The 24,594-nt window shown below is 63.8% G+C and carries 5 protein-coding genes and 4 pseudogenes; 4 read left to right on the top strand and 5 right to left on the bottom strand.

The features are described 5' to 3' along the window. Positions 1–95: 95 nt before the first annotated feature. Positions 96–4,736, bottom strand: a pseudogene (locus XCSCFBP4642_RS0110035) (hemagglutinin repeat-containing protein); the annotation flags it as partial. 271 nt (positions 4,737–5,007) lie between these two features. Between XCSCFBP4642_RS0110035 and XCSCFBP4642_RS0110030 the strand changes: the two are divergent. After that, on the top strand, positions 5,008–5,352 hold the full coding sequence (locus XCSCFBP4642_RS0110030; protein WP_029219664.1) for a SymE family type I addiction module toxin: 345 nt from the start codon (positions 5,008–5,010) through the stop codon (positions 5,350–5,352). A gap of 181 nt (positions 5,353–5,533) precedes the next feature. Here XCSCFBP4642_RS0110030 and XCSCFBP4642_RS28485 read toward each other — a convergent pair whose 3' ends face one another. Next, the gene (locus XCSCFBP4642_RS28485; RefSeq protein ID WP_152527246.1) at positions 5,534–5,944 is read right to left on the bottom strand and encodes a hypothetical protein; all 411 of its coding nucleotides are present in this window, start codon (positions 5,942–5,944) and stop codon (positions 5,534–5,536) included. Positions 5,945–6,059: 115 nt separating this feature from the next. Here XCSCFBP4642_RS28485 and XCSCFBP4642_RS26870 point away from each other — a divergent pair. Next, a pseudogene (locus tag XCSCFBP4642_RS26870) lies at positions 6,060–6,182 on the top strand (transposase); the annotation flags it as partial. Positions 6,183–6,372: 190 nt separating this feature from the next. Here the strand turns inward: XCSCFBP4642_RS26870 and XCSCFBP4642_RS30000 are convergent. The 3 genes and pseudogenes from XCSCFBP4642_RS30000 to XCSCFBP4642_RS29995 form a co-directional block, all read right to left on the bottom strand. Next, entirely contained in the window at positions 6,373–18,960 is a 12,588-nt protein-coding gene (locus tag XCSCFBP4642_RS30000) for a hemagglutinin repeat-containing protein (RefSeq protein ID WP_228325726.1), read from the bottom strand. Further along, positions 18,887–19,036: pseudogene (locus XCSCFBP4642_RS30740) on the bottom strand (ShlB/FhaC/HecB family hemolysin secretion/activation protein); the annotation flags it as partial. The gene XCSCFBP4642_RS30000 and the pseudogene XCSCFBP4642_RS30740, both read right to left, overlap by 74 nt. A gap of 119 nt (positions 19,037–19,155) precedes the next feature. After that, positions 19,156–20,025: pseudogene (locus XCSCFBP4642_RS29995) on the bottom strand (ShlB/FhaC/HecB family hemolysin secretion/activation protein); the annotation flags it as partial. Between the two features lie 730 nt (positions 20,026–20,755). On the opposite strand from XCSCFBP4642_RS29995, the gene XCSCFBP4642_RS0110020 reads away from it, so the two are divergent. After that, the gene (locus XCSCFBP4642_RS0110020; RefSeq protein ID WP_029219662.1) at positions 20,756–22,714 is read left to right on the top strand and encodes a tetratricopeptide repeat protein; all 1,959 of its coding nucleotides are present in this window, start codon (positions 20,756–20,758) and stop codon (positions 22,712–22,714) included. After that, a complete protein-coding gene (gene pgaB, locus XCSCFBP4642_RS0110015) occupies positions 22,696–24,594 on the top strand; it encodes a poly-beta-1,6-N-acetyl-D-glucosamine N-deacetylase PgaB (protein WP_029219661.1) in 1,899 nt (632 codons plus the stop codon). Before XCSCFBP4642_RS0110020 ends, pgaB begins: the two co-directional genes overlap by 19 nt.

Genomic DNA, 24,594 nt, shown 5'->3' with positions numbered 1-24,594 from the left:
ACGCCGCGTCCGCTTGCGCTTGCTGTTGTACTCCGCGTCGCCGAAGGTCAGTTGCATCGTCATCGTCCTGGTGCCTCTGTGCGATTGTCGCAGGATCAGGGGGAGTTGTTCAGAGTTTCCTTAGTAAGCCAGTTGTTCTCGACAGAATTCTTCGCAATCTCTGCGGTGGACGCAGCATCCGCCAAGCTCCCACCCGTCATCCCACCCGCGATGGCACCAACGGCCTGCGACAACGACACCAGCATCTGCTTGTCCGCTTCCGGCAGCTGGTTAGGATCGAACTTGCCATCCGGGCCATAGGCTTGCGGGTCGTCGCCATACAGGCTCTTGGTCAGGTACTGCGCTGCGAGCTCGCCGCCAGCGCCAGCGAGGGCACCGCCGGTCATCGACGTGCCGTTGACTTGGGCCAGCACCGCGCCGAGGACCGCATGCGACAAGCCTTGCAGCACGGCATTCGGGTTGCTGCCGTGGTTTTGGTCGAAGGCCTTGCCGACCAGTTGGGCGGCGTAAGGTGCCAGTGCATTACCGGCAACTTGGCTCGCCCCCTGGCCGGCGACGCTCCCGACCAGCACCGTGGTGACCGCCTGCAACGCACGGCTGTAGTCGCCGCCCGTGCCCCACTGCTGCTTTGACTCGTAAGCCGCGCGGTAGTCGGGGACGTTCTGCAGCAGTTCGCTTTCCCGCTGCGCGGGGGTCAACGCTGCAAAGCGATTCCTGTCATCGTCGGTCTTGAGCCCAGTCTTGTACTGATCTTCGATGGCGCGAGCGTTGTTCTCGGCGGATGCGGCAATGTCCTGGCCGATCTGCCTGCCCGTTGCGATGACCGTGCCGGCAGCCGCCGCCATTGCCTGCTGCTCGCCCAGGATCTTGCGCACGTCCGGCAATGTGGCCACGGCCTCGTGCGCGGCACTGGCATCGGTGTTGATGCCCGTCGCTGCTGCGGTGGTCGCCTTGCCGCCGATCTTGATGGTGCCCTCGGTCAACGTGGCGCGGGTAGAGCTGGTGTCGCTGCCGCTTTCGTGCATCGGCACGCCCGGCATGAAGCTGCCGGTATTGGCCTTGCCGTAGTCACCGTTGGCGATGGTGTTGCCGATATCGCGGGATTGCTCGCCAGCGCTCTTCTGCACCGGGTTGCCGTTGGCATCGGTCTGGTTGCCGGTACTGCCGAAGCCACCGCTGATGCTGCCCGACGAGGCGCTGTAGTCCATCCGGTTCTTCAGATCGGTGAACGTCAGCGAGTCAGCGGTCAGTTCGCTAGCGCTGCCATTGGTGCTGGCGATGGCGCCGCCGATCAGGTTCACGTTGCCAGCGGTGACGTGATAGCCGCCACTGCCCGCGAACAGGCCCGACTGTTCGACCACCCCCAGATAGTTGCCGTTGGCCTTGCCGCCGCTTGCGTAGCCACTGGCATCCCAGGCGGTGCCGAACGACACCTGCACGCGGCCACCGACGCTGCTTTCCTTGGACTGGATATCCAGCTTGTCCTGCAGCGACTCGATGGTCAGGTCGCCGCCGGTCTGCACATCGATCCGGTCGCCCTTGACCACCGCACCACGCAAGGTGGTGTCGCCTTCCGAGGTGAGTGCGATGTTCTGACCGGCCAGCTGCGTGTTCTGCCAGGTGCTGCCATCCACGTTCGACTTGTGGCTGCCGACGCTGGCCTGCACATAGGCATACACGCCGGTCTGCGCGCCGACCGAGGCGCCAACGCCGACTTCAAAGCCTGCATTACTGCCCTTGCTCTGCTCGGTGTTGCTGGAGTTACCCGCTTCCAACACCAGATCGCGTGCCGAATCCAGGCGCAGCGTGTCGCCGGCCTTGAGGTTGCCCTGCACGATGTGCAGGTCGCCTTCGGTGGTTTTCAGGCTAACGTTGCCACCGCCTGTGATGGTGGAACCCTGCGATATCTGACTGCTGCTGTTGAAGCTGTTTTCGCTGGTCGCAAATCCGACACCGGCTTCCACGCTGAGCAGCGAGCCGCTCTTCACCGCCCGCGCCGTCTGGTAGGCGTTAGCCGCAGCAGCCATCCCCTGCATCGCACCCAAGCGTCCATCAGACTTGCGCGCATCGTCCACGTTGTTGATCAGATCGATCAGCGGGGACTTGATGCGCGCGAACGCGCCGATCTTGAGGTCGTCGTCCTGCTGTGAGGCGGAATTGCTGGTGTTGGCGGTCAGCAGCTGGATCGAAGCGGCGGTGATGTCCACGTCCTTGGCAGCGACCACATTGCTGGCCGACTGCGTGTACGCACCGCCAGCCGTCAGGCTGACATTGCCGCCCAGGCTGCCCACATTGCTGGCCACCTGCGTGACCTGTGCATTGTCGTCGGTGTGGTTCTTCTTGTTGTAGCCGGCGAAGCGCTCGGTGTCGGAGATGACGACCGTGCCGATGCCCTTGCTAGTGGACTGGTTGGCATTGCCGAGAATGTCCTGCCCACTCTGGATGGTCAGGTCACCTGCCGCGCGCAGGCTCACGTCGCCCTGAGCGGCGATGTTGCTTGCAGTCAGAGAGATATCGCCTTGCGTGGTGGTCAGGCTGGTGTTGCCGCCCACCGACAACTGGGTACCGGTGATGGTGTCGGTCTGGCCGTTGCCGGTGCCTTGCTGGTTGTAGTTGCCGTACGGCAAGCCGGCCGCGTTGTTGAAGCCCCAGCCATTGCCGGTGCTGGCGTTGCCGCTGGACTGGGTGTTGTGCGCAACATCGAACACGATGTCCTTGCTGGCCAGCAACAGGGCGTTGCCTTCGGCCGACATCTGGGTGCCCTGGCTGGTGATCGAGCCGTCGCTGGCGAGCAGGGTGAGATTGCCGCCGGCGGCCAGCTGGCTGACGCGCGCATCGCTGGTGCTCTCGTTCTGCGCCGCGTTGGAGCGATGGCTGCTGGCCTGGATCACCACCGGGGTGATCGCCGCCATGGTGCCGGCCGCGGCGCCTTCGGCATCGCGGCTGATCTTGCTCATGGTCGAGCCGGTATCGACCATGTTCTTGGTGGTGGAATCGCGGGCACTGCGGTAGGAAGCACCTGGATCGTAGGTCACGCCAATCGAGAAGCCGTTCGATTTGCTGGACTGGCTGGCGTCGTTATCCACCGTGTCCTGACGTGCCAGCAGCGCGATGTCCTTGGCCGCCAGGGTCAGGTCCTTGCCGGCTCCGATGTCGGAGGCGGCAATGGTCAGCTGGTTGCCGGCGCTGACCACGAGATTGCCTTCGGTCGAGCCGACTGACGAAGCGACCTGGGTGACCGAGTCGGTCGAATTCTCGCTGTTGCTGCGTGCATGGCTGTAGCCAATGCTGGCAACGCCACCGCCGATGCTGCCGGTCAGGCCCGAGCGTTTCTGGCTGAAGCGATGCGTTTCGCTGCTGGTGTCCTGCGCGGATTCGATGGTGACGTTGTTGCCCGCTGCCAGGCGCACATCGCCGTCGGCGAGGACAGTAGAGCCGACCACCGCCACATCATTGCCGGCCGAGATGTTGACCGACTCGCCGCTCAGCGCGGTGCCGATGGCCAGCGTGTCCTGCCACGCATCATGTGTGGTGGTCGTCTTGCTGCTGAACGTGCCCTTCTTCTTCTTGGTCATGTCCAGCACGGCATCGTGCTGCTCGCTGGCGGCGAGCAGGTTGACGTCGTTGCCGGCGGCCAGGGTGATACCGCCGTCCTTGGTGGCGGCCGATGCGGCGGTGAGGGTGATGTCGTTGCCCGCCTGCATGGCGAGATTGCCACCGGCACTGAACTCGGTGCCGTGGACGGTTTCGTCGCGGGTTCTGGTGGTTTGCTTGAAGCGCTTGCGCGTTTCCAGGACATCGCTGGTGTCCACCGTGGTCAGGGTGCTGGCATTGATGTCGTTGCCTGCGCTGATCCCCAAGCCCTTACCGGCATCGAGCTTGGCAGCGACCAGATTGACATCGTTGCCGGCGCTGAGGATCAGGTTGCCGCCGGCAGTGAGCGCCTGCTGGTCGATGGTCTGGGTGGTCGTGGTGGTGGTGACGCGGGTCTTGCCGTTGCGCGAGTTGTAGCTGTTGGTCTCGCTGTCGTTGAGCACGGACGCGACAGTGAGGTTGTTGCCGGCTGCGGCGATCAGATCACTGCCCGCCTTGACCTCGGCCTGACGGATGGTCAGGTCGTTGCCGGCGGTGAGTTGCAGGCTGTCGCCGGTGCGGATGCTGGTGCGCGTGGCGGGCTTGCCGTCTAGACCCGTGGTCGGGGTGAGCGACAGGTTGTTGCCTGCCTGCAGTGCGGCACTGCCGCCGGCTTTGATGGTCATGCCATGCAGTTGCAGGTCGTTGCCTGCAGACATCACCAGATCCTTGCCGGTGGTCACCGATACCGCATCGCCGCCGCGCAGCAGGCCGTTGTCGTCGCGCAAGGCGCTGGGCGTCAGGCTCAGATTGTTGCCTGCGATCAGCGCCGCACTGCCGCCCGCCTGCACGCGGGTGCCGGTCAGGGTCATATCGTTGCCGGCAAACAGTTGCAATGTATTGCTGGCACTGATGCCGGACAGGATGCCGACGCCATTGATGGCCTTGGCCGCTTCGCTGACCAGATTGTTGCCGGCCGCCAGCCCAACATCGCGGCCCTCAATTTGGCCCTGGTTGAGCAAGTCATTGCGCGCTTCCAATGCCACGCTGCCAGTGCCGCTAATGCGGCCCTGGTTGAGCAGGTTGCCTGCGGTGATGCTGACGTCGGCGCCGGCGATGACGCCCTGGTTGCTCATGGAGTTGGTGGCGTTGAGCGCGAGGTTACGAAGCCATTGACATGGTTCCTGCGCGGTAGCAATCTCTTGCTCCAAGGAGCGTAGAAACTCCTCACGTAGCGGTACCCACCTCCGTCAAACCGGTGGGTTTTTTGTGCCTGCATCTTTGCTGGCGCAACCGACGCGATGCCTGCGTCGGGAGGGCGGCTAATACAACACCCTTTGGGGAAATACGCCCGCCGGCTACGTGCGGTTTCTAACCTCCCGACATCCCGTCGCTGATCGGCGACGGCGCCTGTTCGCAACGGAGGGCTTTGCCATGCGTCAACCGCCATCTCGCACACGCAAGCGCGTAAAGCGTCAATCACCCCGCGACGCGGTCTGGCGCATCAAAGAGTCGCCGCGTACCCCGCTGCTCACCCCCGAAGAGGTTCAAGCCGCCAACGCCGCCGACATGGTCAAACAACAGCGCGCAAAACGTCGCCCGCGCCCGCCGCAGCAGCTGACCGTCGGTTATTGCTACTACTCCGCCAGCGATCAACGCATTCCTACAGTACGCTTGCGTGGTCGCTGGCTGGAAGAAATGGGCTTTGCCATCGGCAGCAAACTTCACATTCGCATACGCGATGGCGAGCTGATCGTGAGTGTTGCTCCTACGGACTGATCTGCTGCAGCGCAAGCGATATGGCACAGACGCACGTCCTCATTTCACGCACCGCGTCATACACGCCTCTAATCGCCCATATTTCTAAGCTGGATCAGGCGCAATAGACATTGGCGCCAAACGGGCTAACCAGATCAATTTAAATTCACAATCAATTCCAAACCTGACACTTAGACATCAGTTATAGCTCGCAATAAATCGCCTCTATCGAGGCCACATTAGAATCCAATATTTCAGGAGCATAAACTCGAATGCCAGCCTCGGGAATACGAATTCCAACATCTCCAATTTCGTAACCAACACTCAATTTATCAAGAATTATTAATAAATCATTTAACTTTAGAGAAAATAAATTATAACCTTTGAAAAAAATTCCATCAGCCGGGAATAATTCAACCCCCTTAATAATGTCATTTTTTGAATAGAAAACGTGCAATTTTAGATGCGGAAAATCATCTGTAGTATTTTCTGAAAACGGCGACTTCTTAAATTCCTCGTAAATACCACCCAACATATAACGCACTTCAGCTCGCCGCATCCCAACATGCAACGGCCCAACAGCCCCATTCTGGCAAACAAATTCTATTTTCATTTCTTCGGGATAAAATCTTTAGGGTCGAGAGTCTTAGTGTACTCCACCGACGTCCCCCCAAGTTTGAGTAGCGCCTTAGTTTGGAGTCCAATTCCCTACCCCGAGGAGATTGGACGTGAAGAAGCGTTTTTCCGAAGAACAGATCATTGGCTTCCTTCGCGAAGCCGAGGCCGGTATGCCGATCAAGGACCTTTGCCGTCGGCATGGTTTCAGTGAGGCTTCCTACTACCTGTGGCGACGTCCCCCCATCCTGAGTAGCAGTCGGGTTTAGAGTCCGGGGTTGATGATATCGCTGTTGGCCAGGTGCTGGGCATAGGCCGTCGGCGTCATTCCGCCGATTGCTTTNNNNCGGCGGAATGACGCCGACGGCCTATGCCCAGCACCTGGCCAACAGCGATATCATCAACCCCGGACTCTAAACCCGACTGCTACTCAGGATGGGGGGACGTCGGCACCATCTGCTTAATCGCATCATCGTACTTGCTGCCGAACTTTGAGCGAATATCATCGATATCCATCTGCTGCGCCTCCATCAAGCGTCCTTGCTCTAACAGCTCCTTCTGCTTTGCACGGTAAGCAACAGCGTCATCTCCCGACCCATTACTTGCAGTTTTTCTGTGATCGTCAGGATCCATCTTAATTGCAGGACCTCTGCTACTGCTGATAGGAGCAGCTGTGTAACAATCCTTTGCGGGACAATGATGTGAATCCAATCCATCTCCCGCAGGCTTACTAGTTTGCCGATGTGGACCTCCGATACCATCTCCTGCCAATTGATACTCGACGTTGTCTAACTTCTTGCCAATTCCTAGCGAATTCTCAAGTAAGCTTCGCGCGCCCGTGCCAGCAGTGACAATACCGGCGACAGACATCATCGCATCGACACCCATCCCTGCCATCACGCTGCTTGCAGGTCTTACCGATTGAAGCTGCTGCTCGCCCTGGGCTCCTAGGCCATAAGTCCCAATAAAATTCCCAAACGGATCAACCAGATACTGCTGCTTCTTGTTCTGCAGGAACTCTCCTGGCGCAGAGTTTTCGAACAGCGTACTCGCGACGGTCTTGACCGGTCCGCCAGCAGCTGCCATTGCGACGTAAGCGAGCGCCAACGCTGTGTCTTGGCCCAGCCAGTTGCTTGCCCTCTCGACGCCGCGGCCACCACTCTCGATGACCCCGCTGACAAGCTGACCGGCGTGCAGTAGCCCCCCGGACGATTTACCGACCACCTCTACTGCTGGAAGCTTCTCGGCACTTCCAAGAGCAGCGAGAGGCTGTCCATCAAGACCGATGCTTTGGGCGCCTTCAACATAGACCTTGCCCAGCAGCCCGAGAACCGACTTCTGATCCACCATATCCAGAGCACTGAAACTCTTGCCGAATTGCCTCTGCGCCGATGCTTCAACCAGCGCCATACTGGCCATGTTGTTGGCGACGCCAGGCGTTGTCAGCGCCGCCGCAAGGCTGGCTGGATCTGCACCATTCTTGATTGCCTCGTTGATCAGCGTACGCATGCCTTGCAGCAAAGCTTCGTCACCGCCCGCCATCTCACGCAGAGCATCGGAGGCCAGTAGCTGTCGCTTACCGTCGCGGTAGTCGTAATAGCCATATTGCTGGGAGGTGCTGGCGGCGATGGCGCCCGACGTGGCATCCCCCATCAGACCGCCAGCGACCAAACCCAGGCCAATGCTGGCCAGGTTCATCGATCCTTCGTGGGCGATACCATCGCCATCCATATCCTTGTTGATGCTTGCTGATAGCTTGGTCAGAAATCCTTCGTTGGCAGCCACACCAGCAGCAGCGCCTAGAGCGCTGCCCCCGCCCAGGCTCGCCTGGAATACGCCTGCCAGCACCTGCGTTGCCATCTTGGCGTTGCCGCCATCGGACCACTGCTTGAGGCTGGATTGAGCCGCGTCACGCCGCATCACTGCTGCCGCACGTTCTTCATCGGTTGTGGCTGCTTGATAGTCCTCGGCGGCAGCCTTCAGTTCGTCTGTTGCCGCGTCGCGCCGTGCAGCAATTACTTCCTTCGCAGTGCGGAATCCGACCTCACCTGCAACCTGGCTCAGCTCGACCTGTTCCTGCAACTTGTTCGTATCAATCGCCTTGACGCTATTGCCATCAAGCATTGATGCGCTGCGTTCCAGACCGTCCAGCGCGCTGAGATCCTTGTTACGTATCTCAATAGCACCCGCAGCAATGTCACTGCGAGTCGTACTTGTTGCATTGCTATTGGCACTACCCAGAGCACTGAGCCCTGCACTTGCGGCGGATTGCGCTAATCCTGCACCACTGGTCCCCGCGCCCACCCCGATGTTCGATGCCTTTGCTTTGGCTTCGTTCTGAAGATCATCTACAGTCAGGCTTTCCGTAGACAGGCGATTGAGCGCCGCATCCGCCGTGCTTGCAATCGCACCGCCAACGAGGTGCGTATTGCCACCAACGGTGATATCAAATCCGCCATTGCCGGCCTGGATGCCGCTTTGTTCATTGACACTGGTGTAGCTGCTATTGACCTTCTGCTGGCTGTAGTTTGCACTACTGCCGCTAAAGCCCCACACCAACGTCATGCCTGCCTGCTGCTGTTTGCTCTTGTAGTCGCTGGTGTCTTGCTCACTTTGGATCAGCAGGTCACCGCCAACGTCGGCCAGCACGCTGTCGCCGATTGCTTGTGCGCCCTTGATCGTAGTGTCGTTACCACTGATCAGCGTCAACCTGTCATTGGCAGTCACCACGCTCTCAGCGTGCACGTCACTATTGCCCTTGGCGCTGCCTTTGCCGGCATAGGCAGTCAGATACACACCTGTCGTGGTGCCAACGCTCACACCAATCTCGCCGCCGGCGTTCTTGTTCTCCGCCTTGTTGGTGTTGGTCTCCAGGTTGCTCAGCAAGTTCAAGTCGTTCGCCGCAGACAGCGCGACATTTTCACCATTGATCTTGCTACCAATGACATTCAGGTCACCGCTGGTCGCTGCGATGGTGACGTTGCCCTCGCTTAGGATTTGGCTACCGCCAGTGGTTTCCTCGTGCGTGGTCGTCTTGCTCGACGCACTGCTGGCACCGATCCCGATGCGTAGACTCACGCCCCCCATACTGCTGCCAGCGGCCGCAGCTGCTTGGTATTCGGCCACGCCATCGCTGACGGCGTAACCCGCCTTGGCGGCGTAGAGTACTTTTAGACGGTCATCCTCTACCTCTGAACCACGTTTGGTTGCGTTGTAGGCCGCTTCTGCGGCAGCCACCACCCCACCGGTCAATCCTAAAGTGATACCCGCACTCTGCTGCTTGGAGGTCTGCACCGTGTCCACGGTGTTTTCCGCCGCAGCAATCGTGACTTCCTTGCCCACGATGGTGGTGCTGGTGGCGCTCAGCACGTCGCTACCGGTGATGGCGACCTTGTTGCCGGCGGTCATCGTCACCGAGCCATCCGTACTTCCGACCAGGCTGCCGGTGTTGGTGACCTCGGTAACGTCTAATCCATCGGTCTTCTTGGTCACGCCCAGGGCGACGCTGAATCCGCCGCCGCCGTAGAGACCGGATTTCTTGACGGTCTTTTCGTGCTCTTCGCTGTGCGTGTTCTGCACCGTGTCCAGCGTGAGGTTGTTGCCTGCGGCCAACACCACATCGCCAGTGCTGGCGACTTGCGCACCCTGCGACAGCAGATCGTTGCCCGCCGCGATCTGTACCGTGTCGCCACTGAGCGTGGTGGTGACCGCCACATTGTCCTGCCACGCATCATGCGTGGTGGTGGTCTTGCTGCTGAACGTGCCCTTCTTCTTCTTGGTCATGTCCTGCACGGCATCGTGCTGCTCGCTGGCGGCGACCAGGTTGACGTCGTTGCCGGCGCTGAGGATCAGGTTGCCGCCGGCGGTAAGCGCCTGCTGGTCGATGGTTTGCGTGGTCGTGGTCGTGCTGACGCGGGTCTTGCCGTTGCGGGTCTTGTAGCTATCGGTCTGGCTGTCGTTGAGGACGGATTCGACGTTGAGGTTGTTGCCCGCGGCAGCGATCAGGTCGCCACCGGCTTTGACATCTGCCTGGCGGATGGTCAGGTCGTTGCCGGCGGTCAGCTGCAGGCTGTCGCCGGTGCGGATGTTGGTACGCGTGGCGACCTTGCCATCCAGACCGGCGGTCGGGGTCAGCGAGAGGTTGTTGCCCGCCTGCAGCGCGGCGCTGCCGGCGGCGGCGATGGTCACGCCGTGCAGTTGCAGGTCGTTGCCGGCCGAGACGATCAGGTCCCTGCCCGTGGTCACCGACACGCCGTCGCCGCCACGCAGCAGGCCGTTGTCATTGCGCAAGGCACTTGGAGTCAGGCTGAGGTTGTTGCCCGCGATCAACGCCGCGCTGCCGCCGGCCTGCACGCGGGTGCCGGTCAATGTCATGTCGTTGCCGGCCATCAGTTGCAGCGTGTTGCTGGCCGTGATGCCTGACAGGATCCCGACGCCGTTGATGGCCTTGGATGCTTCGCTGACCAGGTTGTTACCGGCCACCAATGCGACATCGCGGCCCTGGATCTGGCCTTGATTGAGCAGGTCGTTGCGCGCTTCCAGCGCCACGCTGCCCGTGCCGCCGATGCGGCCCTGGTTGAGCAGGTTGCCGGCGGTGACGCTGACATCGGCACCGGCGATCACGCCCTGGTTGCTCATGGCGTTGGTGGCGTTGAGCGCGACGTTGCCGCCGGCGATCAGCGCGCCATTGCCGCGCAGCTGCAGCGAGTTGGACGCCAGATACACCACCGGCACCAGCACGGTCTGGCCCTGGTAGTCCTGCTCCACCATCCACACGATGTCCTGCGTGAGTGCAGCCGCCTGCGCGGCAGTCAAGCCCACGCCCATGCTCAGCTGCAGCTGGCCTGCAGCGGCCACGCCGGATTCGAGCAAGGCGCGGTATTGCGCCACGCCATCGGCGTAGTTGCCCAGGTAGCGGCGGCCGGTGAGCTGGGTGATCTGGTCCAGCACCAGACGCTGCTCGTAGAAGCCGTCGCCCAGCCGGGTCTGGGTCCACTCCGGATCCACGCCCAGCTTGTCCAGCAGGAAGTCGCTGCTGATGAAGTTGTCGTAGTTGACAAAACGCGGATCGGTCTCGATCAGGTAGCGACGGCCCGGGCCGTTGCTGCGCCAGGCGTTGATGCCACCGAGGCCGGTGGCCGCGCGGCCCATTGCCGTGCGGTCGGTGGCCGCGCCGTTGGACAGGCGATACAGGCCGCCGATGGGCAGATCGATCTGCGTCAGCGACGTCTGGCCGCCGCCAACGATATTGGTGACCGGTATGGTGGCGGGGTCGACACGCGTGCGGGTTTCATTCGCGCCTGCGGTGACACCGGTACCGGAGGCGGTGGTCTGCACATGCGTCTGATCGACGCTGCTGCGCACCAGCCCACTGTCGTTGGACATCACCGGTGCGACCGACATCGCGACGATGCCGCCGGACGTGGCGAGCGTGGCGTCCTGCGTGTTGGCGCCGACTTGGGGGCCTGCGCTGCCGCTGGTGCCGGTCGCAACTTGGATGCTGCCTGCGCCACCGTTGGCGCGACCGACCACGGCCTGGCCGCCCACTCCGCCGGCGCTCTGCGCGGTGCGACCGCTCAAGCCGCCTTGCGCGCCCACACCCGTCAGCGAAGCGCCACTGATGCTGCGACCATCGCTACCGACAGCGCCATTGCTGATATTGGCGCCATTGATGCTGACGCCCTGGTTGCCGGTCATGCTGGCGCCCAGGGCGATGTAGCTGCTGCTGACCGTTGAGGAGCTCAGCCGCTGGTCTTCTTCTTCGTAGTAGCAAACGACCTTCTGCCCGACCGGCTGCATGCAGTCATTGGTAATCGCGGTGACGATATGTTCCACGTCGCTTTGTCGAACCGTCTGATTCAACGCCAGCGCCTGGTTGAGCAGTTGCTCGCCGCCTACGATCATCCCGTCCGAGAGTCCGCCAAGACCGCGCTGGTTGGCAGCGAACACGCCTGCCGCCGCAATGGTGGAGGCATTGTTCGTCACGCTCCCCGACAGCAGGATGTTTCCGCCCGCCGCAATTCTTCCCTCTGCGCTTGCGGAAGACAGCTGCTCCTGCTGGATCACCTGATAGTTGCGATAAATGCCTGGCGCAAGCCCCGTGTAGGGATAAGGCGCCCGGGCGCCCTGGATGTTCCGGATCGCCTTGCCTTCAATGAGCTCACCACCCGAATAAACATCATCGTTGCCGGGATTGGTGGAGACGCTGGTTGTATTCACCACACGCCGCCGATTATTCAGCTGCTGGGCCGCAATCAAAACACTCCCATCCGCCTCAATACTGCCCGAAAAGTTATTCACCACACCCGTACGCGCTACCAGGGTGCCGCCACCATCTTGCGCGCCACCAATCGCGATATTGCCCAGGCTGAAGATGCGCGCATCGCGGTTGAGCAGCTGATCGCGCACGACAAGGTTCATGTTGCCAGTGGAGCCGAGCAAGGCCGAGCCATAGGCGGCATTGTCGGTCGCGCCGCCGAGATCGGCGCCATTGACCAGCGTGCCGGTATTCACCGACACATTTCCACCCACGATGCTGCCGGTGTTGTAGACGCTATTGGCAACCAGCGACAAGGCGCCGTTACCGGAAATGCTGCCGGCGTTGTCGATGACAGTGCCGCCATTGAGGCGGGTATCGTTGGACAGGATGCTGGCGCCGGCGCGGTTGGTGATGCTGCTGGCAGTGATGTCCAGCGCACGTGCGGCCTTGAGCGTGGATTCGTTGACGAGGTTGCCGCCCACGCGAAGGTTGAAGTTTCCGTTGCTGACCAGGTCCTCGCCAGCACGATGGGTGTAGTCGCTACGCAGGGTCAGATCCAGCAGGTTCTGCGCCAGGATGCTGCCGCCACCATCGAACCCCACGGTATCGATCACCACATCGCCGGCACCGCCGGTCGTGCTGCCTGCGCCGATCTGTCCACCGGCGTTGCTTAGGCTCTGCAGATTCAGGCGGACCGCTTGTTCGGCCTTGATCTTGCCGTTGCGGTTGTCCAGCGTGGCGCCTGCGCGCTGCAGCAGGAAGCTTGCGCCGGCATAGACGTTGCCGCCCTGGTTGTTCAAGCCATTGGTGTTGGCGATCAGGTCGCCAGCGGCCACCAGCTGACCGCTGGTGTTGGCGATGCTGGCAGCATCGATGACCACGCTGCCGCGACCGCCCAGATTGCCGCTGCTGTTGGTCAGGGCGCCGCCGGTGGTGATGCGCGTCAGGCCAGCGCCGTTATTGACGATGCTGCCTTGCGTGTTGTCGATCAGCCCACCGGAAGCGGTCAGCGTATTGCCGGCATCGAGCTGGCCACCACTGTTGAGTAGCGCGCCTGCGACGGCGAGGGTGAGATCGCGCCCGGCACTGAGCTTGGCGTTCTGGTGATTGTCCAGCTGGCCGCGCGCAGTGACGCTGAGGTCGCGTGCCGCCTGCAGGCTGCCGCCGGTGCTGCTGATGTTCTCCGCAGTGATCACCGCATCGGTACTGGCGCCGATGATGCCGTTGCCGTTATCCAGGCCACGGTTGAGTTCCGCACGCAGGCTGCCGCCTGCCCCGCCGCTGGCAACCGCCTGCACGAGGCCGCCGGCATTGCTGAGGCTGTCGGCACGCAGGGTCAACGCGCCACCACTGGCCTGCAGCAGGCCGTTACGGTTATCGGTGGCACCGCCCGTCTGTATGCTCAGGCCGCGTGTGGCGACCGAGCCACCAGTGTTGTTGAGGCTGGCCGCCGTCAATGCTGCATCGCCGGCTGCGGCGATGGTGCCGCCCTGATTGTTCAACCCGCTGCTCGCATCCAGGGTGAGCTGGCCCTGGGTGAGGATGCGTCCACTGCTGTTACCCAGCGCGCCGCGGCTGGTGACCGACAGGTTGCCGCTACCGGCATGCTCGATCCGTCCCTGTGCGTTCTCCAGGCTTGCCGCCGTGATGGTCAGATCCTGACCATTGCTGGCCACGGTGCCGGCGGTATTGTCGATGGCGCCGCCGATGCCGACACGGGTCAGACCGCTGCCGCTCTGTACCAGACGACCACCGGCATTGTTCAAACTGCCACCGTCGATGCTGAGCTGGCTGGCCTGCATCTGGCCGCCAACCGCATTGAGCCGGCTGTTATCGATGGTACCGCCGGCCTGGATGGTCAAGCTGCCACCGGCGAGCAGATCGGCGCCCCGATGATCGAGGCTTCCGGCGGTCGCGAGGACCGCATTGCCGGTGGCACGCGTGTTGGCACCGGCAAGGCCCAGCTGACTGCCCTGCAGCAGGAGATTACCCCCTGCCAGCAGCTTGCCGGACACGCCCAGTTGGCGGTCTGCGACCAGGCTCAGGGTGCTTCCCGTCCCCAGATTGCCATCGGCCGCGATACCCGCACCCACGGTGCCGGCAACGCTGATGTCGCCGGCACGCAGGCTGAGGTTGCCCGCTGCTGTGGTCTGTCCTGCATGTTCGATGCGTGCACCTTGCAGGCCCACGGTTGCACCACTGACGACACCTTGCTGACGCAGCACCGCATCGCTGGTCAGCGTGGTCTGTTGGCCAGACAGCTGCCCTGCAACAGTGAGATCGCCCTTGGAGTGCAGGTCCAGGCTGCTGCCCGCACTCAGGCGACCGCTCTGCGACAGGCTGCCGTCGGCCTGCGCGGAAAACGCCGCTGCCGCGGCCAGGTTGCCGTCCAGCTGCAGGTTGCCGCGGCTGATCAGGGCGACATCGCCGCGCTCGCTGCCCAGTTGACCGCTGCTGCTCAGCTGCCCGGCCTCCACGCGCAAGCCGTTGCCGCCGATCAGGTCACCGCGATTGTCCACGGCACCCGATGCCGTCAGGCCAAGACGCCGCAGGCCGTACGCCTGCCCGGTCTGGCGCAGCGCGCCGACGCCGAGCGTCAGCAGATTGCCTGCGCGGATCGCGCCGGCATTGTCGAGCAACCCTGCGATGGTCAGCGTGGTGTCGCCTTGCGCAAGCAATACACCCGTACCCGTATTGCTTGCACTGGCGGCGGTGACGCTCAGATTCTGGCCGGCAACGACCTGCGCCGCGTTGGTCAGCGTGCCGGCCGCACTCAGCACCACGGCGCGATCGGCCTGCGCAACCCCGGCAACGGCCAGATTGCCGGTACTGCGCAAATTCAAATCGGTGGATGCATCGAGGGCGCCGCGGCTATCGATCGCCGCGCCATCCAGACTGATTGCGCCACCGGTCTGAAGCACGGCCGCTTGCGCCGTGCTGATGGTTGCAGCGCGCAGGGTGGCATCGCCGACACTGGACGCCTGCCCGTTCAATGCAAGCGCGCGCTGCGCCTGCAGGTCCAGCGCAGAGCCGGACTGCAACGCGCCTGCCGCGACCAGATCGCGCCCGGCATGCAGTGCAACCGACTGCGCCTTCAGCGATCCGCCTTGCTGCAGATCGCCAGCCGCGGTTGCCTGCAACGTGGTCGCAGCGGCAACCACGCCCTGCAGCGTCATTTCGCCACGGCTGCTCAGATCGACAGTGGCTGTCTGGCTCCCGAGCTGGCCGCTGCTGCGCAGGTTGCCTGCATCCACGACCAGGCGGTCGGTGGCGATCAGGCTGCTGCGATTGTCCAGCACTCCGGTGACAGTGGCGGTCAACGCCTTGCCGGCATTTGCCACACCACTTTGATCCAGGCTGGCTGCGGTGATGCGAAGGTCGCCACCGCTCTGCACGCTACCGGCGTTCTGCAGCGCACCGGTCGTCAGCGTGACAACGCCTTCGGCAGCCAGCGCGCCAGACGCGGCATTGGTAACCGTACCTGCCTGCACCGAAAGATCGCGGCCTTCAATCACCTGAGCCGCATTGCTCAGGCCACCTGCGGCGTTGAGAACCGCATCGCGGTTGGCTTGCGCCACCCCTGCCAAGGCGAGGCCACCGGTGCTGGTCACGCGCAGATCGCTGCCCGCATCGAGCGTACCGCGACTGTCGATGGCTGCACCGTCCAGGGTGATCAAACCCGCGCTTTTCAGCACGGCGGCAGCACCGGTGGCGATGCTGTGGCCACGCAATGCGGCAACACTGCCCGCCTGCGCCTGGCCATTCAAGGCAAGCACGCGCTGCGCCTGCAGATCCAGCGTAGAGGCCGATTGCAGCGTGCCGCCGGCAGTGAGGTCGCGCCCTGCCTGCAAGCTGACAGTCTGCGCACCGAGGGTGCCCGTCTGCAGCAGGTCGCCAGCCGCGGTGGCCTGCAGTGCAGTGGCAGCAGACACGACGCCGCGCAGGTCGATGGCGTTCTGGCTGGTCAGCGTCAGTGCGCCCGTCACCGAGCCAAGCTGGCCGTTGCTGACGATGTTGCTCGCCCCGATGGTCAGGTCCTTGCCGGATACCAGTTGGCCGACATTCTCGAACGCGCCGGTCGATGCAATGGACATCGCATCCCCGCTGTAGAGGCGGCCACGCTGCAACAACGCGCCTGTCGACAGCGCAAGCCCACGCTCGCCATGCAGGGTGCCGCTGTTCTCCAGCGTGCCAGCGACGTCGATCCGCAGATCGCGCAGTGCCCCCAGGGTTGCATCGGCTGCGTTGTCGACACTGGCCGCGCGCACGCCCAGATCGCGAGCGGCGATCACTTGCGCGAAATTGCGCAATGCACCGTCGGCCGCCAGAGCGACATCGCGTCCGGCCTGGGCCACACCGCCCAGTGCAAGATCGCCTGCGCTGCGCACGCTCAGATCGGCGGCTGCATCGAGTGCGCCGCGGCTATCGATGGCGCTGCCGTCCAAGCTGATGTCGGCACCGCTCTTCACCACGGCCGCACTGCCGGTGGTGACGGCTACGCCTGTGAGCGCGGTGTTGCCCGTGCTCGATATCTGCCCATCCACCGTGAGCGTGCGCTGCGCCTGCAGATCCAGGGTGGAGGCAGACTGGACGGCACCAGTGACGGCCAGATCGCGACCGGCCTGCAGTGCAAGCGACTGCGCAGTGAGCGTGCCGGATTGTTGAAGGTCGCCACCGGCGTTGGCACGCAATGCGGTCGCGGCAGACACCACGCCGCCCAACTGCAGGTCCGCCTGGCTGGCCAGCGTGACATCGGCACGCTCGCTGCCAAGCTGGCCACTGCTGCGCAGGAGCGCTGCATCGACCAGCAACGCATCCCTGGCGACCAGGCTCCCGCGGTTATCCAGCGTGCCAGCCACCGCAACATTCAAGGCCTTGCCCGCGGAGACGCTGCCGCTTTGCTCCAGCGCTGCCGACGTGAGCCGTACATCGCCGCCGGCTTGCACGCGGCCGGCGTTGGCGAGCTGCGCCACCGTGGTCAACGCCACATCGCCCTCGCCGGCCAGGACACCGGCGGCAGCGTTATCCAGTTGCTGCGCCAGCACGGTCAGATCGCGTCCAGCCACCACATGCGCGGCGTTGCGCACCGCATTGGCAGCGGTGAGATGCACGTCTCGCCCACCCTGGGCCACGCCAGCCAGCGCGAGATCGCCCTGGCTGCGGACCTGCAGATCGGTGCCGGCGTCCAGCGTGCCGCGGCTATCGACAGCGCCGCCTTCCAGCGTCAGGGCACCACCAATTTGCAGCACTGCGTCCTGGCGCGTGGTTACGCTGCTCGCGCGCAAGGACGCATCGCCGTGTACCTGGCCTTGCGCAGCAAACGTCAGCGCACGCTGCGCCTGCAGATCCAGCGTCGACGCCTGCACTGTGCCGGCCGCGGTGAGGTCCCGCCCAGCGATCAAGGCGACCGACTGTCCCGTCAGCGTGCCCGCCTGCTGCAGATCGCCACCAGCACTGGCCTGTAGCGACGTCGCCGCTGCCGTGACGCCCTGCACCCGCATGTCGCCCCGGCTCGCCAGCCGGACGCTGCCCGCCTCGCTGCCGAGTTGGCCGTCACTGCGCAGGCTGCCGGCATCGATCTGCAGCAGGTCTCGGGCAACCACATTGCCGGTGTTGTCGAACGCATCGCCAACCGTTGCGGTCAGCGTATTGCCGGCGCCAATCCGGCCGCTCTGGAGCAGCGTGCCAGCCGCAAGCTGTACTGCATCAGCGCTGTAAAGGCTACCAGCGTTGTCCAGCACACCGCTGGTTCTTACAACCGCATCGGCGTTGGAGGAGAGTGCCGCGCCCTGCGCATTACGCAGCGAGGCCGCATCGATCTGCAACAAGCCGTTCGCAACGACGTTTGCGCGATTTTCCAGCGCATTGCCCACCTGCAGCGTGGCCGTACCTGCGCTCTGCACCGTGCCGTTCAACGCCAGATCGGTGGCGCTTGCAACGCGCAGATCGGCACCGGCATCGATCACCCCATCGTGCTCGACCGTGCCACCGCGCAGTTGCAGTGCGCCGGCGCTACGCAGCTGGCCGCGCTGGCGCAGCGCGCCATCGGCCTGCAGGTCGATCGCGCCCGCAGCACTCACTAGCGCATCGTTGACCAGCTCACCGCCGGCGACCATGGCGACGTCGCCGTGTGTGGTCTGCAAGGTGCCCGATACCTCGGCATTGCCGAAGCTGCGCAAGGTCAGGCGCGCAGCGTCGACCGCCCCGGAGAGTTGCGCCGCGCTGCCGGCCTCCACTGCCAGCGCCCCACCCGCCACGGCGTTGCCGCCCAGTGCGATCCCACCACGGGCGCGCAAGGTCGTGTCGCCACGCTGGCTGCCGATATCGCCACGGCTTTCCAACTGTGCGGCGTCCACCGTCAATGCGTTTCCAGCCACAACGGTGCCGCTGTTGACGACGTCTGCGGCAACGACAAGCTGCGCGTCGCGCGCAGCGGTGATGCTGCCAGCGTTGGCCACGCCGCCGGCCTGGAGCCGCAGGTCGCGACCGGCGTAAACGCTGCCGGCATTGATCAGCGCAGCGGTGCTGTGCAGATCCAGATCGGTGCCGGCAGACACCGCAGCGCGCTGCGCAAGATCGACCGCGCCGGCACTCAACGCGACCGCGTCGGCAGCGACCAATTGCCCTTGCACCCCCAGTTCCGCGCCGATGCGCAAGACGCACGTCCAGCTGCATCGCGCCCAGATAGCGCCGATGCGTGAAGTAAAACTCAGCGCTGCTGGTATCGCGGCGCTGGATACCGATCTCCACACCATCCAGATAACTGCGCGCACGCCGCCGGCCAACCACCACACCGGCCGAGGTCTTGCTGGTGCCATCGCGATGCAGCACGCGCTGCAGATCCAGCTGCGCATTGCTGGACTCGCCACTGGACTGGAAGGTCTGCAAAACCCGTCCACGCGCTGGTGATAGCGATACGACGATGCTGACAGCGCCAATGTCCACCAGCCCCAGGGCAGGCTGTAGCTCAGGCTGTTGCCGCGGGTACCGCGCTCTTGATCGCGCGTGGCCAGATCGTGGCTGTAGCCCACGCTGAGCAGATCGTTGAGCCCCAGTGGATTGTCCAGCGAAAGATCCAGCCCGCCCTGCACGCGGCCCGTGGCCTCCACACCCGAATCGTCTGCATTGGCAACGCCATGCCAACGGCGGCCGTGCTGCAGCGTGATCACCAGATCCGACTCGCCAGGCGCTTGCCCGGGCGCGATATCGATCTTGGCGTCCTGCGATGGCAGGCGCTTGAACTGCTCCACCGCCTGCTCGATCGCGCGCAGATCCAACAAGTCACCGCTGCGCAACGGCAAGGCCGTTTTCCAGTGCGCGCCAGCGGTATCGGAAACCACACGCACTGCGCGCAGACGTCCGGGCATCAATTCGAAACGCAGCTCCCCACGCGACAGATCCTGCTCGGGCACACCGATACGGGTGGTGACAAAACCACGTGCCACCAGGCGATCCAGTGCGCGGCGGCGAATGATGTCGATTCCCGCGCGGCCAATGCAGCGGCCTTCGTAACGACGCAAGGATTTCCACAACCAGGCAAAACGGTCCGCTGCATCGCCCGCACCGGACAGGCGCACGCGCGTAATGGCAAAGCACAGGTCTTCCTTGGGCAATGCAGTGCTCCATGCGTCCACGCGGTCGGCATCCTCGCGCGGGCCGGCGAAGGGTGCCTGGCGCTCCTGCTCCTGCCTGCGCTGGATCTCTTCGGTCTGGCGCAGCTGTTCCCGACGATCCAGGCTGGAAGGTGCCGATTGTTGTGCAGCCGCCAGCCCGGCGACCGCGCATAGACAAGCCGCCAGCGCCAACGGCGCCGATCGCATCCACATCTGTCATATCCCCTGTGCAACGGTCACGCCGTGGCCTGCCGTTACTCGCACCACCACGCCTGGCCGCCAAAAGCGGCGGCACAACCCGTCAGCGCGGCGAGTGCTGCGGGACTTTGCTGTAGCGTTAACGAAACGTCAAAGCTTGCTGTAGGGGCCACCCTGTAAGAAAAACCCGACAAATCAAAATGTGATGAAAATCACAAAAATAATTGCACACGCCTGCGCTGAAGGAGGTTGCGCCACTCGTTCTTGCGCAAATATCGGCGCCAAGCTCGGCGAACGTGTCGTCAAGTCGCCAACTCACGCCATGCACTGCGAGACATAGCAAAGTTCGCTACGGTGCTTGTCACCGCACGCACGCGGTCACTCGAGCGAGACGATCCAACAACTTCGGGCAGGGATGCAACCGTGGCGCCCATGCAATTCAATGGTCATGTTGCGGCCGCTGACAAGGCAGCTTCAACCGATGAACATCTCATCAACACCGTGACCACGTCATTTTTACAAGGGTATACGCAGTATCGCCGATCCTCATAGCCGGGATCGCTAGTGACTTCTTCTCCCCATACGCTTGCACAAGCACGTGCAGCGCGGTCGCCCTGACCTCACAGGCGCACTCACTCCCTTGCTCGGCCTCGCGTTGTTTGCCATATGTGCGCCCCCAGCGCGCAGTGGCGAAGTGCGGCCTGCGGATGTGACTGACGCCTCCATCGCCCTCACGCCCATGCAGCAGGCCGAGCAATTGCGCGGCCAGCAGCGCTATGCGGACGCCTTAGCCATCTACGCGCGGGTACTGCGTGCGGACCCGCGCGACAAGGGCGCCTATACACTGCGTGCGCTTACGCTCAGCGACCTGGGAAGCGCGCAGCTGGCCGCCGAAGCGGTATGGCGCCACCCCGACTGGTTCTCGCAGCAGGAGCGCGACCGCCTCGAAAACGATCGCGTCGCTCGCATGATCGGCTGGGCCGGTGCCGAACCGACCGATGCAGCGCACCGCTATGCGGAGACCGATCAGGCATTGGTCACTATGGCGCGTATCGAACGCAGCACACCACCGCAGGTCGCCAGCGAAGCGACGCGGTTGCGCGTCGATCGCCTGATCGCACTCAATCAGCGCCAGCGTCACCGCGATGTAGTGGCTGGGTATCAGGCCTTGCGTGCGCAGGGCATCGACGTCCCGACGTATGTGCTTGCCACGGTGGGCGATTCGTTGATGGGCCTGCGTCGCCCTGCCGAAGCCGAAGTCGTGCTGCGGCAGGCGCTGCAGCATAGCCCGGACGATTTCAACACACAGGTCCTGCTCGGCTACGCCTTGCTTGAACAGGAGCGCTTCGATGCAGCGCTGCCGCTGTTCGAACGGCTGGCTGCCACGCAGGCACCCTGGCCGCGGCGGGCCGGCGCCACCAGCGGCTACGAAAACTGGGACCGTTTCAGCGCCGACCTCGCACTGGCCACCGCGCGTTCTGCAGCCAACGACAACCGTCATGCCGAACGCCTGCTGCGCGAACGTGTCGCCATCGGTCCGGACAATGCCCAATTGCAGGCAGCATTGGCCTCGATCCAGGCGCGGCGCGGGCACACCACGCAGGCCCTGCAGCGCAATCGAGTTGCACTGACGCTGGACCCGCACCAGAAACAGGCGCGTAGCGGCATGCTCGAAACCCAGCGCGATCTGGACCGGCTGGATCTGGCCGATGCGCAGTTCAACACCCTGCGCAACGAGTATCCCGATGATGTGGGCCTGCAACGGCTGGGTGCATCGCTGCAGCGCCAGCGTGGCTGGCAGGTGCATCTGAGCCATGCATGGGGCCGCAGCGAAAACGACAGCCGCGCCACATCGATCTCGCCACTCGGCAACCACTTCGGCAGTACCTTGCTGGAAGCAGAGTCGCCGTTGCTCGGCGAGCGCTGGCGTGTCGGCCTGCGTGCCCGCGACGACTGGGCCGACTTTCAGGACACCCGCGTGCGCTACCGCAGCTTCTGGCTGGGCACGCATTACCGCTACGACCGCCTGGATGTCAGCGCCTACGGCGGCCGTGCCCTGGATGATTTCGACCGTGATGGCACCGCGTGGGCGCTGGACGCCGGATGGCGCTTTTCCGATGCGTGGTACGGCAACGTTGCCTGGCGGACACGCGACCCGGAGGCCTCGTTGCAAGCGCGTCGCCTGGGCATCACCGCCGACAGCATCGGCGCTACCGCGCATTGGACACCCAGCGATGAAAGCCGCTGGGAACTGCAGGCGCGCCAGTTGCGCTACAGCGATGGCAACCGGCGCGATCAGCTCGATCTCTCCGGCAGCCAGCGCCTGTGGGCACGCCCGCATGTGCTGGTCGATGGCCTGTTCGCCGCATCCGCCGGGCGCGCCGAAGACGACCGCGTTGTCGATTACTTCGATCCACGCCGCAGCTCGGGCGTGGCCGCGGGTGTACGCATCGAACAAATCGGCTGGCGCCGCTACGACTACGCGTTTCGGCAGCGTCTGGAAGTCACCGCCGGGCCGACCTATCAATCCGGCTTTGGCAGCCGATGGGTGCCTGCGGCTGCGTATCGGCATCTGTGGTCGCTGGGCGATGGCAGCGCGTTGACGTATGGCGTGAGCTGGTCGCGCCCGGTCTATGACGGCCGCCGCGAACACCAACTTGGACTGGACCTGGATTTCCGATGGGGAGGTACGCCGTGATCCGCCTGCCGCTGTTGCTATTCGCGCTGCTGCTGATGACCTTTGCGTCGTCAGCGCAGGCGGGTCTGCTGGTGCTCAGCTACCACGATATTCGCGACGACGTCGCGGCCAAGGGCGACCCGGATCGCTACGCGGTGTCCACCAGCAACTTCGCTGCGCATCTGGATTGGCTGCGCTCGCATGCGTACCACCCGGTAAGCGTGCAGCAGGTGCTGGACGCACGCGCCGGCCGGCGCGCCCTGCCCTCGCGGCCGGTGCTGCTCACCTTCGACGATGGTCTGCGCAGCGTCTACACCCGGGTCTTCCCGCTGCTGCAGGCGTATGGCTACCCCGCGCTGGTTGCGCCGGTGACCAGTTGGGTCGAACTGCCTGCAGGCAGGGTCGTCCCCTATGGCCCACGCGATTTCACTCGCGACGACTTCATCACCTGGGCACAACTGCGCGAGATGCAGGACAGCGGCCTGGTGGAGATCGGCTCGCATAGCGACGACCTGCACAAGGGCATCGCCGGCAATCCGTTCGGTAATCAGACCCCTGCTGCGGTCACCCGGTTATGGGATGCGAGCAGCGGCTACGAAAACGAAGCCGACTATCGCCAGCGTATCCAGACCGATCTGCGCCACAGCCGCGACGCCATCGTGGCGCATCTGGGCAAACCGCCGCGTGCGATGGTATGGCCCTACGCCGCGTACAACCGCGCCAGCAATGCCATTGCCGCGCAGCTGGGGATGACGCTGAGTTTCGACCTGGAAGGCCGCTCGCACGAAGCCGATATCGGCCTGCAGGGCCGCGATCGCGTGGACGGGCAATCGCTGGTCAGCCTTGGCCGCCTGCTGCTGTTCAACAACCCCGATGTGCGCGATCTAGCCGGCGAACTGCGCCGCGATCTATCGCGCGATGGCCTGCGCGCGATCCAGATCGATCTGGATTACGTCTATGACCCGGACCCGGCACAGCTGGCGCGCAACCTCGACATCCTGGTCCAGCGCATCAAGGACATCGGCCCCAGCCATGTCTTCCTGCAGGCCTTTGCCGACCCGGATGGCGATGGCGCAGCCGATGCGCTGTATTTCCCCAACCGGCATCTGCCGATGCGCGCGGACCTGTTCGGGCGCGTGGCCTGGCAACTGCGCACCCGCGCCGGCGTGCGCGTGTTCGCCTGGGTGCCGGTGCTCGGCTTCCACCTGCCCGATGCGCAGCAGCAGGCTGCATTGCAGATCCGCGGCAACGATCCCAAGGACGTACCGCGGCTGGACCCGGGCAACCCGCGCACCCGCGCCCTGGTGGCCGACGTCTATGAGGACCTTGCCGCCAATGCCTACTTCGAAGGGCTGCTCTTCCACGACGATGCCTACCTGCGCGACGACGAACTGCCGGCCTATGGCAATGGCGATCCCGCCAAGCGCACCCAGGCGCTGATCGGCTTCACCCAGCAACTGAAGACCGCCGCCGAACGCTGGCGCCCCAAGCTGGTGACGGTGCGCAACCTGTTTGCGCAGCCGGTGCTGGAGCCGCACAGCGAAGCGTGGTTTGCACAACGGCTGGACGCGTTCACTGCCGCGTACGACTACACCGCGTTGATGGCGATGCCGTACATGGAAAAGGCCGACGACCCGCAGCAGTGGTTGGGCCGGTTGGCCAGGCGCGTCGGCGAAAACCCGCACGGCTTCGACAAGACCATCTTTGAACTGCAGACCGTCGATTGGCGTACCGGCAATCCCTTGGCCGATGGCGTGCTGCTTGCGCACAGCCAGTTGCTGCTGGCCGCAGGTGTGCGCCACCTGGCGTATTACCCGGACGATTTCATTGGCGGCCATCCGTCTCTGCCCGAAGCGCGCGAGGCCATCTCGGCCCGCCAGTTCCCCTATATCGAGCGATGA

Origin of the sequence: Xanthomonas cassavae CFBP 4642, from assembly GCF_000454545.1 — a bacterium.
GTDB classification, from domain to species: domain Bacteria; phylum Pseudomonadota; class Gammaproteobacteria; order Xanthomonadales; family Xanthomonadaceae; genus Xanthomonas; species Xanthomonas cassavae.
This window is presented reverse-complemented; position numbering and strand designations above follow the sequence as displayed.